Raw genomic sequence first — 16351 nt, 5'->3', positions numbered from 1 at the left:
CCGAAAGTACGTGAAGGCCTCCTTCCCTACCTTGAGAGTAGGGAAGGAGGCCTTCACGGACAGGCCAGGTTTCAGCAGCGGTTGAGCATGTCCGTCAGGGCGGTCTTCTCGGCCGACTTGATGGTGAGCTTGTACTTGGCCTTCACCGTGGTCCACATCTTCGCGTAGGTGCACCAGTAGCCGGTGGACGGCGGCTTCCAGGCGTCCGGCGACTTGTCGCCCTTCTCCTGGTTGACGTTGTCGGTGACGGCGATCAGCTGCGGCGCGCTGAGGTCGTTCGCGAACGCCTGCCGCTGCGCGGTGGTCCACGAAGACGCCCCGGTGCGCCACGCGGCGGACAGCGGGACGACGTGGTCGATGTCCAGATCGGACGCGGCGGTCCAGGTGGCGTCGTCGTACGGGCTGAACCATTTGCCGGAGACCGCGGCGCAACTGCTGTCCTGCTGGACGTTCGTACCGTCCCGCTTGAGCACGACCTCGCGCGTGTTGCAGCTGTTGCCCTGGTCGGCCCAGTGCGGGAACTTGTCGCGGCTGTAGCCGCTCGACGAACCGTCCGGTTTGACGGTGAGCGCGGCGAGCTGGCTCTTCGCGGTCGCGGTCGACGGGATGCCAGGGGGCGTCGCTTCGGCGACGCCCACGACGCCTGCCGAGACGATCGCCGAGACGGCGAGGACGGTGAAGGAGCGACGAACAGCAAGCGCAGTTGGCATATTGCTGCCTCCGTGTCAGGTTTGGGGACCTGGTCACCATGAGGCACGGATATGACCCACGCAACACCATCGGATGACACTCTGCTGGCTCTTCGTGAACGGAGGGTGTCACGAGCAGGTCGGACGCGGTGTACGCCGCCGAAAAAGTTTCGGAAAGTCCAGCTGATGGTTCTGGGCCGAACGGACTACACGAGGCCGCGGACCAGCCGGAGGTCCTCGGTGTGCCGGTACCAGGTCCACCGGTTCATCGCGCGCGGATGGACGACGCCGTCGCTGCTCGGCCGGGTCGGGATGCAGCCGAGCTGGAACGCCCGCGCGTACTGCGTCGTCGGCCGTTTGAAGAGCGTCCCCTTGGTCACCCTGACCATCAGCCCCGGCCCGCTCGTGTCCGGCTCGACCTCGATCGAGCGCGCGGGCCCGCGCAGGACGGTGTGCTCGTCGCAGTAGGCGACCCCGCGGAGCATGCCGAGCACGCCCCGGCCCACCAGCACGCCGCCGGTGTCGTCCCGGATCAGCGGTACCGGGTCGACTTCGCCGCGCAAGGCGAGCGCGAGGGCCCGCAGCGGCTCTGTCGGCAGGCTCCAGATGCGGGCGACGTCGGAGTCCGGCGAGGAGGGCACGAACCCGAGCGACACGCCCGAGAGCTGTTCTTTTCGTAACAGCCGGAGCGCGACCGCCGCGAGGTCCGCGTCGGTGCCCGCGACCACCAGGTGATCGTGTTCCCCCAGCAAGGGGTCGATATCCGCCTTGCCGGGACGGCTCGGGACACGCACCATCTCGACGTCGTCGATCTCCGGGAGGGTGGGCTCGCCCGCCGGACAGACCACCACTATTCCGCGCACCCGAAGGCCCTCCGTTACGCTCATGCACCGGCATTTACCAGCGCCAAAACCACAAGTCGCCGAACACCTGGAGTGTCACATGCCGGCCATCGTGCTGATCGGGGCCCAATGGGGGGACGAGGGCAAGGGCAAGGCCACCGACCTGCTCGGCGACCGCGTCCAGTGGATCGTGCGTTACCAAGGCGGTAACAACGCGGGCCACACCGTAGTCCTTCCCGACGGGCAGAACTTCGCCCTCCACCTCATCCCGTCCGGGATCCTCACGCCGGGCGTCACCAACGTCATCGGCAACGGCGTCGTCATCGACCCCGCCGTGCTGCTCGACGAGCTCGCCGGACTGGAAGAACGCGACGTCGACACCAGCAAACTGCTGATCTCCGCCGACGCGCATTTGATCATGCCGTACCACGTGGCGATCGATAAGGTCACCGAGCGTTACCTCGGCAGCCGCAAGATCGGCACCACCGGCCGCGGCATCGGCCCCTGCTACCAGGACAAGATCGCCCGCGTCGGCGTCCGCGTGCAGGACCTGCTCGACGAGAAGATCTTCCGGCAGAAGGTCGAATCGGCCCTGGAGTTCAAGAACCAGGTGCTGGTCAAGGTCTACAACCGCAAGGCACTCGACGCCGACCAGGTCGCCGACGAGGTGCTGGCCGCCGGCGAGAAGTTCGCGCACCGCATCGCCGACACGCGCCTGCAGCTCAACCAGGCCCTCGAACGCGGCGAGACCGTGCTGCTCGAAGGCTCGCAGGGCACCCTGCTCGACGTCGACCACGGCACCTATCCGTTCGTGACGTCGTCGAACCCGACGTCCGGCGGCGCGAGCGCGGGTTCGGGCATCGGCCCCGGCAAGATCACCACCGTGCTGGGCATCCTGAAGGCCTACACGACCCGCGTCGGCTCCGGCCCGTTCCCGACCGAGCTGGACGACGAGTCCGGCGAGTACCTGCGCAAGCAGGGCGGCGAGTTCGGCGTCACCACCGGCCGCTCGCGGCGCACCGGCTGGTTCGACGCGGTCATCGCGCGCTACGCGGTGCGGGTCAACGGCATCACCGACTACTTCCTCACCAAGCTGGACGTGCTGTCCGGCCTGGAGAAGGTGCCGGTGTGCGTCGGCTACGAGGTCGACGGGTCCCGGACGTACGACATGCCGATGACGCAGACCGACGTGCACCACGCGCTGCCGATCTACGAAGAGCTGCCGGGCTGGTTCGAGGACATCTCGGGCTGCCGCACCTTCGAGGAGCTGCCTGCGAACGCGCGGGCGTACGTGGAGCGGCTCGAAGAGCTTTCGGGCGCGCGGATCTCGGCGATCGGCGTCGGTCCCGGCCGGGAGCAGACGATCGTGCGGCACGAGTTCGTTTGATGCCCCCGTGAGTGGCCAGGGCGGCTACGCCTGACCTGCACGAAGGGCGATGGTCGCCGGGGTCGACGGTGAAGGAATCAGGACGTTGAACGTCCTGATTCCTTCACCGTCACGGGCCTGCTCCGGTCTCGGATCTTGATCAACGGAGGATCCGGGACACTCACCGTCCCCAATTCTCCGTTGCTCAAGGTCGTGCCGGTGATGTCCTGGGGGCAGAGACCGAGCGTGGAGGATTCCGGACGTTCAACGTCCCGAATCCTCCACTCACGACCGCCGCCCCGGCGCGCCCGCATTCAGCCGACCGAACGCGACGAGCACCTCGCGACCCGCGGGTGTGATCCCAGCCGGTGAACGGCGAAATATCCTTTCGACAGCGCGGTTAGCGTTGAACATGACCATCGGAGTGGCACTCCCCTCAGGCGACACCGCGAACGCCGTCAACATCGTCGACGAGCTCATCACCCAGACCCGGCAGGCCGCGGACGCGGGCCTGACCTCAGCCTGGTTCTCCCAGCAGATGGAGCACGACGCGATCACCGTCGCCGCCCTCGCCGGCCGCGCGGTCCCCGGCATCACGGTCGGGACCGGCGTCGTCCCGATCTACCCCCGGCATCCGCTGCTGATCACCGGCCTCGCCCAGACCGCGCAGGCCGCCACCGGCGGCCGGTTCGCCCTCGGCCTCGGAACCGGCGCGAAGAACTGGCTCGAACCGGCGTACGGCATCGAGTACCCGTCGCCGATCAAGCACCTTCGCGAGTACCTCACGATCCTCCGTGAGGTACTCGGCGGCGGCGAGGTCGACTTCCACGGCGAGACGGTCAGGGCACACGCCAAGGGCTTCGCGGCTTCACTCACCGTGGCGGGCTCCTCGGACATCCCGCTGATCATCGCCGCGATGGGACGGCAGGCGCTGCGCGTCACCGGCGAACTCGCCGACGGCACGATCCCGTTCCTGGCCGGGCCGAAAGCCCTTTCCGAGCTGATCGTCCCGGAGATCACCAAGGCCGCCGCCGGCCGTCCGGCGCCGCGGATCATCGCGATGGTCCCGGTCGTCGTGACCGACGACCCCGACGCCATCCGCGCGACGGTCGACAAGCAGTACGCCTTCTTCCGCGACATCCCCTCCTATCGCGCGGTCTTCGACGCCCAGGGCGTGGATTCCGCGGGTGAGCTGGTGATCGCGGGGGACGAGGAGACCGTCGCCGCCGAGATCCAGCGGTACTTCGACGCCGGGGCGACCGAGGTCATCGCCACCCAGAGCGGCATCCGGAACAGCGAAGAGCGGCTCCGCACCTGGCATGTCCTGGGAGGCCTCGTGAAGCGCTAGCCGACATCCATGGGGCCAGTGGCCTTGCTCACAGCGTTCGGATTGTGCATACTCGTGCGCATAGCGAACACAGCTGGAGGTCCCCATGTCCCCTGCCGCGGCCCGTTCGTGGGTGGTACCGCTCGCCTGGACGGCGGTACTGCTCGACGGATTCGACCTGGTCGTCCTGGGTACGGTGCTGCCCGCGCTGCTCCGTGACCACGTCTGGGGCCTGGCACCCGGCACGGCGTCGGTGATCTCGACGTTCGGCCTGATCGGCATGACGATCGGCGCGCTGGCGATCGGCACGATCACCGACCTCATCGGCCGTCGGAAGGCGCTGATCATCGCGGTCACCGCCTTCTCGGTGTTCACCGCGCTCTGCGCGATCTCGCCGTCGGCGTTCGTCTTCGGCCTGCTGCGCTTCCTGGCGGGGCTGGGTCTCGGCGGCTGCCTCCCGACGGCGATCGCGCTGGTCACCGAGTACGCACGCAAGGGAAAGGGTGGCAGCGCGACCACCACGGTGATGACCGGCTACCACGTCGGCGCGGTGCTCACCGCCCTGCTCGGCATTTGGCTGATCCAGCCGCTCGGCTGGCGCGCGATGTTCGTCGCGGGCGCGCTGCCCGCGCTCGTCCTGGTGCCGCTGATGATCAAGTACCTGCCCGAATCCGAGTCCTTCGAGCGGGCACGGGAGAAGCAGGAGAAGTCGGCGGCGGACGTCGTCGGCGGGCTGTTCCGCGGCGGGCTCCTGCGGGCCACCATCGCGTTCTGGGTGACGTCGTTCATGGGGCTGCTGCTGGTCTACGGGCTCAACACCTGGCTGCCGGAGATCATGCGCCAGGCCGGGTACCCGCTCGGCGCGGCGCTCGGACTGCTGCTCACGCTGAACCTCGGCGGCGTCGTCGGTCTCCTGATCGCGGGCCGGGTGGCGGACAAGGCAGGTGTGCGGCCGGCGGTGATCTTCTGGTTCCTCGGCGCGGCGGTGTTCCTGGCCCTGCTGAGCGTGAAACTGCCCGCCGTCGGCCTGTACGCGGCCGTGTTCCTCACCGGCGGGTTCGTGTTCAGCGCGCAGGTGCTCGTGTACGCCTACATCGGCAAGACGTACCCGGACTGGCAACGCGCCACCGGAATCGGCTGGTCGGCGGGCGTCGGCCGGGTCGGCGCGATCTGCGGCCCGATCCTCGGCGGCGCGCTGCTGAGCGCCGGGATCGCGTACCCGTGGGGTTTCTACGCGTTCGCCGGGGTCGGGGCGCTGGGCGCGGCCGCGGTGGCCGGAGTCCGCGTCGGCCGCGCCCGGCAGGACAGCACCGCTACCCCAGTTCCTTGAGTTCCTTTTCCACGGCGGCGAGCTCTGCCTCGGAACCCTGCACCTTCGGGCCGGTGAACCACTTGCGGGCCGAGGCGAACCACCACACCGCCGCACCACCGAGTACGACGAGGAAGGCGATAGGCGTGTAGTTGAAACTGTCGATGGTGATCGGTGATCCCTGCGGGAGCATGAACAGCACGAAGATGAAGCACACCCACACGGTCGCGATGGTCCCGACGAGCTTGCCCCAGCGGCCGAGGTTCCATGGCCCTGGCTCGAAGTCGTCGCCCTTGCGCACCCGCAGGAACACCGGGATCACGTAGGCCACGTACAGGCCGACGACCGCGATCGAGGTCACGGCCGTGTAGGCGGTCTGGCTCCACAGGTACGGCAAGGCGAGCAGGAGCGCGCCGCCCGCGGCCAGCCAGACCGCGTTGGTCGGCGTCTGGGTGCGCTTGTTGATGCGGTGCCAGAACCCCGAACCAGGGATCGCGCCGTCACGGGCGAAGGCGTAGATCATCCGCGAGTTCGCGGTCACCGACGCCATCCCGCAGAACAGCTGCGCGCCGATGCAGATCAGCAAGAGGAACTTGCCGGTCGTCGCGCCGGTCGCGTCGATGAAGATCTGCGCGGGCGGCACCCCGGTCGCGGAGTCCACGGCGCCGTCGTAGTCCTGGATGGCGAAGGTGAGGCCGATCAGCAGGATCCACCCGGCGACCAGGGAGACGAGGATCGAATTGATGATGCCGCGCGGCCCGGCCTTCGCCGCGTTCTTGGTCTCTTCGGTCATATGCGCCGAGGCGTCGTAGCCGGTCAACGTGTACTGCGCGACCAAAAGCCCCAGCAAGAACACGTAGACCGGTGAAGCCCAGCCCGTCTTGTTCACGAACTCGCCGAAGACGAAAGAGGCGTCCTGGTGCTTGGCGGGCACGACGATCAGCACCCCGACGATGACCAGCACGCCGAGCAGATGCCACCACACGCTGATGCTGTTCAGCAGCGCCACGATCTTGACGCCGAAGGTGTTCAGCAGGCCGTGGATCACCAGGATGATCCCCAGCAGCAGGATCGTGTGGCCCGGCGTCGCCTCGAAACCGAACTGCAGGTCGAGGAAGGCGTTGAGGAACAGCGCCGCGCCGAAGTCGATGCCCGCGGTGACGGCGATCTGTCCGATGAGGTTGAACCAGCCGGTGAACCACGACCAGGCCGCGCCGTTGCGCGGGGCGAGTTTCGCGGCCCAGTAGTAGAGACCGCCCGCGGTCGGATAGCTGGAGCAGACCTCGGCCATGCCCAGCCCGACCAGGATGACGAACAGGCCGACCAGCGGCCAGCCCCAGATCATCGCGGCCGGTCCGCCGGTCTTCATGCCGAACCCGTAGAGGGTCAGGCAGCCGGAGAGGATCGAGATGATCGTGAAGGAGACGGCGAAGTTGGAGAAGGTCGACATCGTGCGCCGGAGTTCCTGCGCGTAGCCGAGCTGGTGGAGCCGGGCACTGTCTTCATCAGCGGGTTCTGCGGCCTGCTTGGCTGAGACATCCATCGGGCACCCACCTAAAAGGTATGCGGACAGACCATTGAGATCCGCCGAAATTAGGCCCGCCCACCTGCGGATGTCAAGGTCTTGTCAAGAAGCCCGCCCACTGGATGCAAAAGAACGGTCCGTCCCGGCGAAACTCGCGAGGAACGGACCGTTCGTGGTGCGGCCGGGCGCGTCAGCGTCCGCGGAAGGCCTTCACGGCCTCCAGCGCGGTGTCCGGCTGGTCCGAGAAGTAGCCGTCGACACCCGCCTTGAGGAACGCCTCCTGCTCGGCGAACGCGTCGCCGTACTCGGCGAGGTTCGCCGACGAGCGCAGGTTCTGCGGGAGGAAGTTGTTCTCGTTGCGGAACGTGTACGGCCCGACCTTCAGCCCGGCCTTGTGCGCGTCGGCCACGAGAGCGGTCGGCTTGCCCAGCGCCCCGTTCACCACCGGGATGACCTGCGCCTTCTCCGGGCCCAGGTAGTCCGCGTACTTCGAGATCTCCTTCAGGCCCACAGGCGTGACGAGGTCCGCGTACGTCCGCGGGTCGCCCTTCGCGACGAAGTCGGCCGGGGCACCGGTCGCCGAGGTCAGCTGAAGCAGCGGCACCCGCACCTGACGCGAGAGCGCGATCAGGTTCGACACCTCGAACGACTGGATGATCACCGGCGCCTTCGGGTGGTTGAGCCCGTTGCGCTTGAGCAGCTCGACCAGCTTCGGCTCGGTCGGGTTCTTGATCGAGGAGAAGTAGGTCGAGTGCTTGACCTCCGGGTACGTCCCCAGCTCACGGCGCAGTTCACGGCCCAGCCTGCGCGTCAGGTCGAGCACCTCCTGGTAGGTGGCGATCTGGTAGCGGCCGTCGTAGATCTTGTTGTTCGGCCGCAGCTGCGGGATCCGCTCGGTCGCGCGCAGGGTCTTCAGCTCGGCGAGGGTGAAGTCCTCGGTGAACCAGCCGGTGAACGACGTGCCGTCGATGACCTTCGTCGCCTTCCGGTTCGCGAACTCGGGGTGCTTCGCGACGTCGGTGGTGCCGCCGATCTCGTTCTCGTGCCGGGCGACCAGCTGGCCGTCCTTGGTGGGCACCAGGTCGACGTCGACCCAGTCGACGCCTTGGCGGTAGGCGAGCTCATACGAGGCGAGCGTGTGCTCCGGGCGGTAGCCCGGCGCGCCGCGGTGTCCGACGATCACCGGCCCATCGTGGCCCTTCGCCTGCGCCGACACATCTCGGGCACCCGGCTCGGTGGCGCTCGCCAGGCCTGTGACGCTGAGTACGGCGAGTCCGGACAGGGCGAGCACGCCCAGGCGCTTTCGCATGGTGGATGACCTCTTTCGCTTGAACTCGGGGTACCGCGCCACCCTTGACGCAGGAGGCGTCCGGACGGCGAAGACGGACCGGCGGAACGCTGACCGCCGGGTGAACGCCGGATGGAACCACCCGCTCGAGGACGGCGACGTGTTCGAGTATCACCGGCACGGTTACCCTGTGCTTCGTGCGCGTACTGGTAATCGGGTCCGGCGCCCGTGAGCATGCACTTGTCCTCGCGGTCGCGGAAGACCCTTCCGTCACCGCGCTGGCCTGTGCGCCGGGCAACGCCGGCACCTCTTCGGTGGCCGAGCAGCTCGGCGTGGACGCGGCCGACCCCGAATCGGTCTCCGCCCTCGCCAAGCAGTGGCAGGCGGACCTGGTGGTGGTCGGTCCCGAGGTCCCGCTGGTGGCAGGCGTCGCCGACGCGGTCCGGAAGGCGGGCATCGCCTGCTTCGGCCCGTCCGCGTCCGCGGCCAGGATCGAGGGCTCGAAAGCCTTCGCGAAGGACGTCATGGCGGCCGCGAACGTGCCGACAGCGCACTGCGAGGTCGTCGACAACCCGGCCCGCCTCGACGCCGCGCTCGCCCGCTTCGGCCCCACCTGGGTGGTCAAGGACGACGGTCTCGCGGCAGGCAAGGGCGTCGTGGTCACCACGGACGTCGACGTCGCGCGCAAGCACGCCCTGATGCTGCTCGACGGTGGTCACCCGGTGCTCCTGGAGTCCTTCCTCGACGGCCCCGAGGCCTCTCTCTTCTGCTTCGTCGACGGCCGCACGGTCGTCCCGCTGCTGCCCGCGCAGGACTTCAAGCGCGTCGGCGACGGCGACGCGGGTCCGAACACCGGCGGCATGGGGGCGTACGCGCCGTTGCCGTGGGCGCCGAAGGACCTGGTCGACGACGTCGTCGAGCGGATCGTCCAGCCCGTGGTCGACGAGCTCGACAAGCGCGGCGCCACCTTCTCCGGCCTGCTCTACGCCGGGCTCGCGCTGACCACCGAGGGCCCGCAGGTCATCGAGTTCAACTGCCGCTTCGGCGACCCGGAGACCCAGGTCGTCCTGGCGCTGCTGCGCAGCCCGCTCGGCAAGGTCCTGCACGCGACGGCGACCGGCAAGCTCGCCGACCTCCCGCCGCTGGACTGGGACTCCGGTGCGGCGGTCACCGTCGTGCTCGCCGCGGACGGCTACCCCGGCAAGCCCAGGACCGGCGACGTCATCACCGGAGGCGAGATCGAAGGCGTGCTTCACGCCGGCACCCGCCGCCGTGAAGACGGTGCTGTGGTCTCTTCCGGCGGCCGCGTGCTGTCGGTCGTCGGCACCGGCAAGAACCTGAAGGCCGCCCGCAAGGACGCCTACGCGACGGTCGAGAAGGTCCACCTGGCAGGCTCGCACCACCGCACCGACATCGCCCTCCTCGCCGCCAAGGGAGAGATCGCCACCCCGGTGTCGTGAATTCGAGCGGAACCGTTCGGGCCGCCGGTGCGTCAAACCCGGTATTTCCTGTCGAAGCTCAGGCGCTCGATACATCGGCGTTGGTAGCCTCGACGGGGCGAACGGTCACCGTGCGTGTTTCCAAAGGGGTGGGGAATGGCAGCATCGGGCAAGATCCAGGACCTCACGTCGGCGGTCCCGACGCCGCCGTCGGTGGCGGACATCAGAGTGGATCCGTCGAAGCTGCTCGAAGTCGCGAAGATCGTCGAAGAACAGGTCGACGCGCTTCAGGACAAGCTTCTGACGCGGCTCGACCAGCTGCGCATCGACACTCCGGCCAACGACACCGTGAGCGTGCACTCGACCAGTGTCTGGAACGAGCTCGTGGCCGACGGCGATCAGTCGTACGCCGCGCAGGTCAAGGCATACGTGGCCGGTCTGCGGGGGCTGGTCAACCAGCTCCGCACGGCGGCCAAGGAGTACAAGACCAGTGATGCGGACAAGGCCGCCGCGTTCGGGGACCGTGGTGTACACCGGGCGTAAGACCCGTGTGCTGGTGTCCGGCGGCGTGCTCACGCTCGCGCTGGCCGGATGCGCCACGGACACGGGCGGGCAGGCCTTCCCCAACGAACCGGCGCTGGCTTCGGCGACGCAGGGCGCCAAAGCGTCCGCGCTGCCGGCCAGGCCGGCCGAGTTGAGCCTGCAGGGCGTCGATCCGTGCGCCTTGCTCGGTGCGCCGCAGCTCGACCAGCTCAAGATCAACAGCAAGCCGCGCGCGGCCGCGGAACCGATCGACGGACCGACCTGTGTCTTCGACGCCAACGCCGCGCAGCCCTTCCACACCTATTACGTCCGCACGGTCACCGCGGACGTCGAAGAGTGGCTCACCGGCAAGCGCCGCAAGAACAGCATGACGACGGAACCGAAGGCGGTCGGCGGATTCCCCGCCGTCACGAACTACCGCGACGCCGGGAAACCGGGCGATTGCGAAACGCTCGTCGGTGTCGCGAAAGGGCAGACGCTGGCGGTACGGGCCGTCTCCGTCACCGCCGGCGCGTTCACCATGCCGCAACTGTGCGAGATGTCCGCGCAGACGGCCGATTTGGCTTTGCAGACCTTGAAAGCACGCAACTAGGGAGGGCGCCGTGAACGTTTCCGACCTCGCGGGCAGGCTCCGCGATCTTCGGTTCGACGGCTACACCGACACCGGGATCGCGACCGAGATCGAGTGCTTCCGCAGCGGCGACGGCACCGGCAGCATCGGCATCGCCGTCGAGGCGCTGAAGTCCGTCGCGGGCGCGCTCGCCGACACCGACAAGACGCTGCGTGACGAGCTGGGCAAGCTCGGCGTGGAATGGCAGAGCGAGGCGGGTGGCGCCGCCGGTCAGGTGTTCACCGAGCAGGCGGGCTTCTCCCAGGACGCGAACTCGAAGGTCTCGCACTCCGCGGAGATGATCTTCGCCCAGGGTGAGGCCTTCAACCGGACGTTGCACAAGCTCCCGGATCCCGAAACGGTCCGGAAGGGCGCGGGCGGGCTGACCCTCGGCGACGTCGTGCTGAGCCTCATCGGGTTCGAGACCGACCACGCCAAGAGTGTCAGCGCCGCGAACAACGCGCGTGCGCAGGCGCAGGAGGCGTTGAACGACTACGCCAAGACCAGCGGCGAGAACCTGCTGACGACCGACACACTGGCCGATCCGCAGGCGATGAACCTGACCCAGACCACGACCGCCGCCGGCGCGGGCGGTGGCCCCGGCCCGCTCAATCTCGCGGGCACGGCCACCGACCTGACCCCGGACGGCAGCGTGCGGCCCGCGTCGGCCGCCGTCGAGTCGAAGTACGTGCCGCCGGTCGTGCAGCCCGTGAGCGCCAAGTCGCCGTCCTTCGACGCGCCGACCCCGGCCTACGGCGTCGCCATGGGCGGCGGTGTGGCCAGGAAGACCGGTGCGTCGGCCCCGCACGGCGGTGCCACGGTTCCGGCGGCTTCCGCGCCGACCACGCCGTCCGGTACCTCGCGGCCCGTGCCCGCGCCGGGCAGCGGCTGGGTGACGCCGAACCGGCCCGCCCCGCAGCCCGAGCCGGGCAGGCCGTCGTACCCGGTCACCGGTTCGCCCAGCTCCCCGCCGTTCATCCCGCCGGGCGCGCCGAACCTGCCGCCCGGTGCCACGAACATCCCGCCGGGCCAGTCCACCGGAAGCTTGCCGCCGAACAGCACCACGTCCCCGCAGCCCGTCGGCAAGTCGTTCGGCCCCGGTGCCGAAAGCGCCTTCGGCAAGGGCCCCGGCTCCAGCTCGGGCCCCGGTGTCTTCACCGGCGTCGGCGGCGGCACCGGTGGCGGCGACCAGGCACTCGGCAAGGGCCGCTCGGTCGGTACCGGACCGCAGGCGCCTCTCGCCGCCGGCAACGAGTCCGGACGCGGCTTCCCCGCCGTCCCGAAGATCACCGGCCCGGCCGCGGGCGACGTCGGCGCGGGCGCGGCCGCGCTCGGCGCCGGTGTCGCGGGCGGTGCGCTGAGCGGCGACAAGGAACGCGACCGCCGTCCCCGGCAGGAAGGCGGCGGCGTCAAACCGACCCGTCAGCTTCCGATCGGCGAGCTTCCCGAAGAGGAGGCCATGCGGCGCTCGGAGAAGATCGGCGCGAAGCAGCCGAAGACCGAGTCGAAGTTCATGGAGCGCGCGGCGACACAGGACGTCGACGAGGACGCGGAGCACATCAGGCGTTACGGCGTCGATGACAAGGACCTGTTCACCGACGAGCGCATGGTGTCGCCCGACGTGATCGGTGACCACGGCAACTCCGAAGCGCGCTGAACCTGTGCCGAACGACAACGGCAGCCTGGTGCTGTCCGCACTCGAGTTCGAAATGCTCTGGGAAGCCGAACGGCTGCCCCGCCGCCATGTCGCACTCGACGTGCCGAGCCCCGGAACGACCCATACGGAGCGGGCGGCTTTGATCGAAGAGGCCTGGGAATCCCTGCGCGCGCGAGGTCTCGCGCGGGGACACCAGGCGTCGGGCGAACTGGTCGATATGCTGAACCTGTTCGCGCACCCCAGGGTCGCGATCGACGTCTGGGTGTGGACCGACCGGGAGATCAAGGGGCAGGCGGTCAGCGTCGGCAACCAGGCGATCCTCGGCGTGATCGACTCCGGCCAGGTGTGGCTGATCCCCGCCCGCGAAAGCTCCCTTGCCGAAGCCGCCGTCTCGGTCGCGGGCGACCTCGGCCCCGGCGTCGGCCAGTCGATCAGCATCCCGCACGACCTTCTCCGCGAGGCCGACGCCGCCTCGCGCGGCGACGCGAAAATGCTGGTCACCGCCCTGGAAGACCTGGACGTGCCGCTGTGGCAGGCCCAGGAGGTCGCGGGCATGCTGCTCGGCCAGGAGGCTCGTGGCCAGTTCGGCATCGAACGCGCGGGCCGCGACGGCCGTCCCCGCCGCGCGGACAACGTGGTCGCCTTCTACGACACGGACGCGGGGCGGTACCTGTTCCAGGTCGCGCGGAACCGGGACGGCCGGGACTGGGCGACCATCACCCCGGCGGACAACCAGCTGCTGGCGACGCGGATCCGGGAAGTCGCCGACTTCTGAGTGCGCCCGGCTTAATAAGGTTCACCCTGATTCGACCGTTTCGCGAAGTCGATATCGGCGGGGTGAGAGTTGGCGTGGATGCGCACATCGTCCGCTGCCGAGGTCTTAAAGTATGCGCGGGAACCGTCCTGATCGGCCGCGCGTCTGATCAGGCGGATACGAGTTTTCCGTGAAGGGGATGACGAACCGTGCCTGTGTACGACCCGGATTCGATGGGGATCGCCGCCGGTCAGGTGGAGAAGCTCAAGGACGAGTTCGAGAAGACCAAAAAAGGCGTCACCGGGATGGATGACGAGAAGGAAAGTCCCTTCGGCGGAGTGGACGAGCACGGCGACGCGCACGGCGCGGTCGGCAAGTTCAAACAGGGAGTCCACAACGAATTCGATTCGGCCGGTCAGCTGATGGAGGCCACCGCCTTCGTGCTGCGAAAGGCGGCAGGGCTGATCAAGGAGACCGAAGCGGTCCACGTGGACAACCTGAAGGTCCACGGGGACCTGTGACGATTCGGCAGGCCTGGGGGCCGCAGACCAAGGGGGCTTGAGCAGTGGGTTTGAACGGTGTCGGCGCCGGTACGCCGGATGGCTGGGATGAACTGGTCAAGAAGGCCGATCAGGTCGCCAAGGTGAACCTCGACGCCATTCACAACGCTTCGGTCCAGTTCAAGAAGGCCGCCGACAATGCGGGCGACCACAGCGCGGCGTTGTCGAGCTCGACCGAAGCGTTGAACGGTGGCGTCTGGGTCGGGCCCGCCGCCGACGAATTCTTCACGTACGTCAAATCGATCACCACGGCCGGGAAGAACGTCGAAGACCAGCTGGGCAAGGTCGTGGACGACCTCGACCGTGTCCACACCGACCTCGGCAACATCAAGACGCAGGTCGCGAGCGTCTACCAGGAAGCCGAAGCGGCGGTCAACAAGCGGAACACCCAGGCTGAGACGGACAAGAACGCGGCGACTCAGGCCGCCGCGCAGGCCGAGAAGGAGCACAAGCCGGCGCCGAGCCCTTCGGCCGCCGAGATCATCCAGAAGGCCAAGACCGACATCAACAGCATCTCCAAGGATGCCGACGCACGGGTCAAGGGCCTGCTCGACCAGGCCAACCAGATGATCCAGAAGTCCCAAGCGCTGATGAAGAAGGACATCCAGAACGGCTACTCCAAGGTCCCGCTGCCCGGCAAGGACGGCACCGTCCCCAAGCGCACCGGCGGTCTCCACGCCGGCGGTGGAGGAGGCGGCGGCGGTGGCGGTGGGGGCGGCGGCCTCGGGCCGAGTGGCGGCCCGCCGTCGACGACGCCGCCGGGCAACGTCCAGCAGTGGATCCAGGAAGCCATCAAGATCCTTCAGGCCGCCGGTATCCCGGTGACGGACGCGGACATCCAGAAGATCTGGACGATCATCGAGAAGGAGTCCGGCGGCAATCCCAACGCCATCAACAACTGGGATTCCAACGCGGCCAAGGGGACTCCGTCCAAGGGGCTGATGCAGTGCATCGACCCGACCTTCAACGCGCACAAGCTGCCGGGGCACGACAACATCTACAACCCGGTCGACAACATCATCGCGGGCGTGCGGTACACGTTCTCGCGGTACGGCGGGTTCGAAGGGCACCCCGGCCTGAAGTCCATGGCCGGTGGCGGCGGATATCAGGGCTACTAGCAGTACGTCCCGAGCGCCACGTTCGAGACGGTGAGCGTCCCAGGCGTGGCGCTCGGGACACGCTCATCGCGAGTTAATCTCACCCCATGTCCTTCCCCGGTCCCGCCGCGCGTTCCGACGTCCCGCCATTCCACGTCATGGACGTCCTTTCGGCCGCGCAGGCACGGCAGCGCAGCCACGGCGATCTGGTCCCGCTGCTCGCGGGGCAGCCGTCCGCGCCCGCGCCGCAGCCGGTGCTCGAAGCCGCCCAGCGGGCGCTGAAGGAGCATCACCTCGGCTACACCGAGCAACTCGGCATCCCCGAGCTGCGCGAGGCCGTCGCGGCGCATTACAACCGCACGTACCCGGTCGACGTGAGCCCGCAGGACGTCATCGTGACGACCGGTTCGTCCGGCGGTTTCCTGCTCTCGTTCCTCAGCGCCTTCGAGGCTGGCGACCGGGTCGCGATGGCCCGCCCCGGCTACCCGGCCTACCGCAACCTGCTGAAGGTGCTCGGCTGCGAGGTCGTCGAGTTCGCGACCGGTCCCGAGACGAACTTCCAGCCGACCGTCGCGCTGCTCGACGAGCTGGGTCCGATCAAGGGACTCATCGTGGCCAGCCCGAGCAATCCCACCGGCACCGTGCTGCCGCCGGGTGAACTCGCCGCGATCAGCGGCTGGTGCTCCTCACGCGGTGTGCAGCTGATCAGCGACGAGATCTACCACGGTGTCTCCTACGACGGCGGACTCGACTGCGCCTGGCAGTACGGCGACGAGGCGCTCGTCCTCGGCTCGTTCTCCAAGTACTTCGCGATGACCGGCTGGCGTCTTGGCTGGATGCTCGCGCCGCAGCGGCTGCACCGGGCGATCGACGTCCTGACCGGTAACTTCACCATCTGCCCGCCCGCGGTCTCCCAGCACGCCGCGATCGCCGCGTTCACCGACGAGTCGTACGCGGAGGCCGACGGTCACGTCGAGCACTACCGCGCCAACCGCGACGTGCTCTTCGCCGGGCTCAAGGGCATCGGGATCGACAAACTCGCACCGGCCGAAGGCGCCTTCTATGCCTACGCCGACGTCTCGGCGTACACGACCGACAGCCTCAGCTGGTGCCAACGGCTCCTCGCCGAGACCGGCGTCGCGATCGCTCCCGGCATCGACTTCGACCCGGTCGACGGCGGCAGGTTCGTGCGGTTCTCCTTCGCGGGTTCGCGCGAGGACATCGACGAAGGGGTCCGCAGGGTCGGTGCCTGGCTCGCCGGGTCAGGGGGAACCCGGAATTCACCCTGAACGTTGGACAGAATGAAGGCGCTCGCGAGTTCCGCCTGACAACCTGGACTCACCAG

At 68.5% G+C, this 16351-nt stretch carries 15 protein-coding genes; 11 read left to right on the top strand and 4 right to left on the bottom strand.

Going from position 1 to position 16351, the window contains the following annotated elements; all coding sequences use genetic code 11:
* Positions 1-71 precede the first annotated feature (71 nt).
* Together AMYAL_RS0116210 and AMYAL_RS0116205 are read right to left on the bottom strand one after the other, a co-directional pair.
* The gene (locus tag AMYAL_RS0116210) at positions 72-710 is read right to left on the bottom strand and encodes an HNH endonuclease family protein (RefSeq protein WP_026467138.1); all 639 of its coding nucleotides are present in this window, start codon (positions 708-710) and stop codon (positions 72-74) included.
* Positions 711-895: 185 nt separating this feature from the next.
* Positions 896-1576, bottom strand: a complete 681-nt coding sequence (locus tag AMYAL_RS0116205; RefSeq protein ID WP_425332206.1) for a hypothetical protein — start codon at positions 1574-1576, stop codon at positions 896-898.
* 55 nt (positions 1577-1631) lie between these two features.
* Here AMYAL_RS0116205 and AMYAL_RS0116200 point away from each other — a divergent pair, with 55 nt between their 5' ends.
* The 3 genes from AMYAL_RS0116200 (at position 1632) to AMYAL_RS0116190 (ending at position 5554) form a co-directional block, all read left to right on the top strand.
* Positions 1632-2918: an adenylosuccinate synthase gene (locus AMYAL_RS0116200; RefSeq protein ID WP_020632350.1), complete on the top strand. Its 1287-nt coding sequence runs from the start codon at positions 1632-1634 to the stop codon at positions 2916-2918.
* A 391-nt stretch (positions 2919-3309) separates the two neighbouring features.
* Entirely contained in the window at positions 3310-4245 is a 936-nt protein-coding gene (locus tag AMYAL_RS0116195; protein WP_020632349.1) for an LLM class F420-dependent oxidoreductase, read from the top strand.
* An 85-nt stretch (positions 4246-4330) separates the two neighbouring features.
* On the top strand, positions 4331-5554 hold the full coding sequence (locus AMYAL_RS0116190) for an MFS transporter (RefSeq protein WP_026467137.1): 1224 nt from the start codon (positions 4331-4333) through the stop codon (positions 5552-5554).
* Here the strand turns inward: AMYAL_RS0116190 and AMYAL_RS0116185 are convergent.
* Both AMYAL_RS0116185 and AMYAL_RS0116180 read right to left on the bottom strand, forming a co-directional pair.
* Positions 5538-7076: an amino acid permease gene (locus tag AMYAL_RS0116185; protein WP_020632347.1), complete on the bottom strand. Its 1539-nt coding sequence runs from the start codon at positions 7074-7076 to the stop codon at positions 5538-5540. The genes AMYAL_RS0116190 and AMYAL_RS0116185 overlap by 17 nt on opposite strands.
* A 172-nt stretch (positions 7077-7248) precedes the next feature.
* The gene (locus tag AMYAL_RS0116180) at positions 7249-8367 is read right to left on the bottom strand and encodes a glycerophosphodiester phosphodiesterase (protein ID WP_026467136.1); all 1119 of its coding nucleotides are present in this window, start codon (positions 8365-8367) and stop codon (positions 7249-7251) included.
* A gap of 176 nt (positions 8368-8543) precedes the next feature.
* On the opposite strand from AMYAL_RS0116180, the gene purD reads away from it, so the two are divergent.
* The 8 genes from purD (at position 8544) to AMYAL_RS0116140 (ending at position 16295) form a co-directional block, all read left to right on the top strand.
* Positions 8544-9806: a phosphoribosylamine--glycine ligase gene (gene purD / locus AMYAL_RS0116175; protein ID WP_020632345.1), complete on the top strand. Its 1263-nt coding sequence runs from the start codon at positions 8544-8546 to the stop codon at positions 9804-9806.
* Between the two features lie 135 nt (positions 9807-9941).
* Complete coding sequence (locus AMYAL_RS0116170; protein ID WP_020632344.1) at positions 9942-10328, top strand: type VII secretion target; 387 nt, start codon at positions 9942-9944, stop codon at positions 10326-10328.
* Positions 10279-10920, top strand: a complete 642-nt coding sequence (locus AMYAL_RS0116165) for a DUF3558 domain-containing protein (protein WP_425332205.1) — start codon at positions 10279-10281, stop codon at positions 10918-10920. Before AMYAL_RS0116170 ends, AMYAL_RS0116165 begins: the two co-directional genes overlap by 50 nt.
* Positions 10921-10930: 10 nt before the next feature.
* On the top strand, positions 10931-12595 hold the full coding sequence (locus AMYAL_RS0116160) for a hypothetical protein (RefSeq protein ID WP_026467134.1): 1665 nt from the start codon (positions 10931-10933) through the stop codon (positions 12593-12595).
* Between the two features lie 4 nt (positions 12596-12599).
* Complete coding sequence (locus tag AMYAL_RS0116155; RefSeq protein WP_020632342.1) at positions 12600-13370, top strand: ESX secretion-associated protein EspG; 771 nt, start codon at positions 12600-12602, stop codon at positions 13368-13370.
* A 188-nt stretch (positions 13371-13558) separates the two neighbouring features.
* Positions 13559-13870 carry a hypothetical protein gene (locus tag AMYAL_RS0116150; RefSeq protein WP_026467133.1) on the top strand — a complete coding sequence of 104 codons (312 nt, stop codon included), beginning with the start codon at positions 13559-13561 and terminating at the stop codon, positions 13868-13870.
* 44 nt (positions 13871-13914) lie between these two features.
* Positions 13915-15027: a transglycosylase SLT domain-containing protein gene (locus AMYAL_RS0116145; RefSeq protein WP_020632340.1), complete on the top strand. Its 1113-nt coding sequence runs from the start codon at positions 13915-13917 to the stop codon at positions 15025-15027.
* An 86-nt stretch (positions 15028-15113) separates the two neighbouring features.
* Positions 15114-16295: a pyridoxal phosphate-dependent aminotransferase gene (locus tag AMYAL_RS0116140; protein WP_020632339.1), complete on the top strand. Its 1182-nt coding sequence runs from the start codon at positions 15114-15116 to the stop codon at positions 16293-16295.
* Positions 16296-16351 lie beyond the last annotated feature (56 nt).

This window comes from Amycolatopsis alba DSM 44262, from assembly GCF_000384215.1.
GTDB classification, from domain to species: Bacteria; Actinomycetota; Actinomycetes; order Mycobacteriales; family Pseudonocardiaceae; genus Amycolatopsis; species Amycolatopsis alba.
The sequence above is the reverse complement of the archived record's forward strand: the minus strand, read 5'-3'. Positions and strand labels throughout refer to the sequence as shown.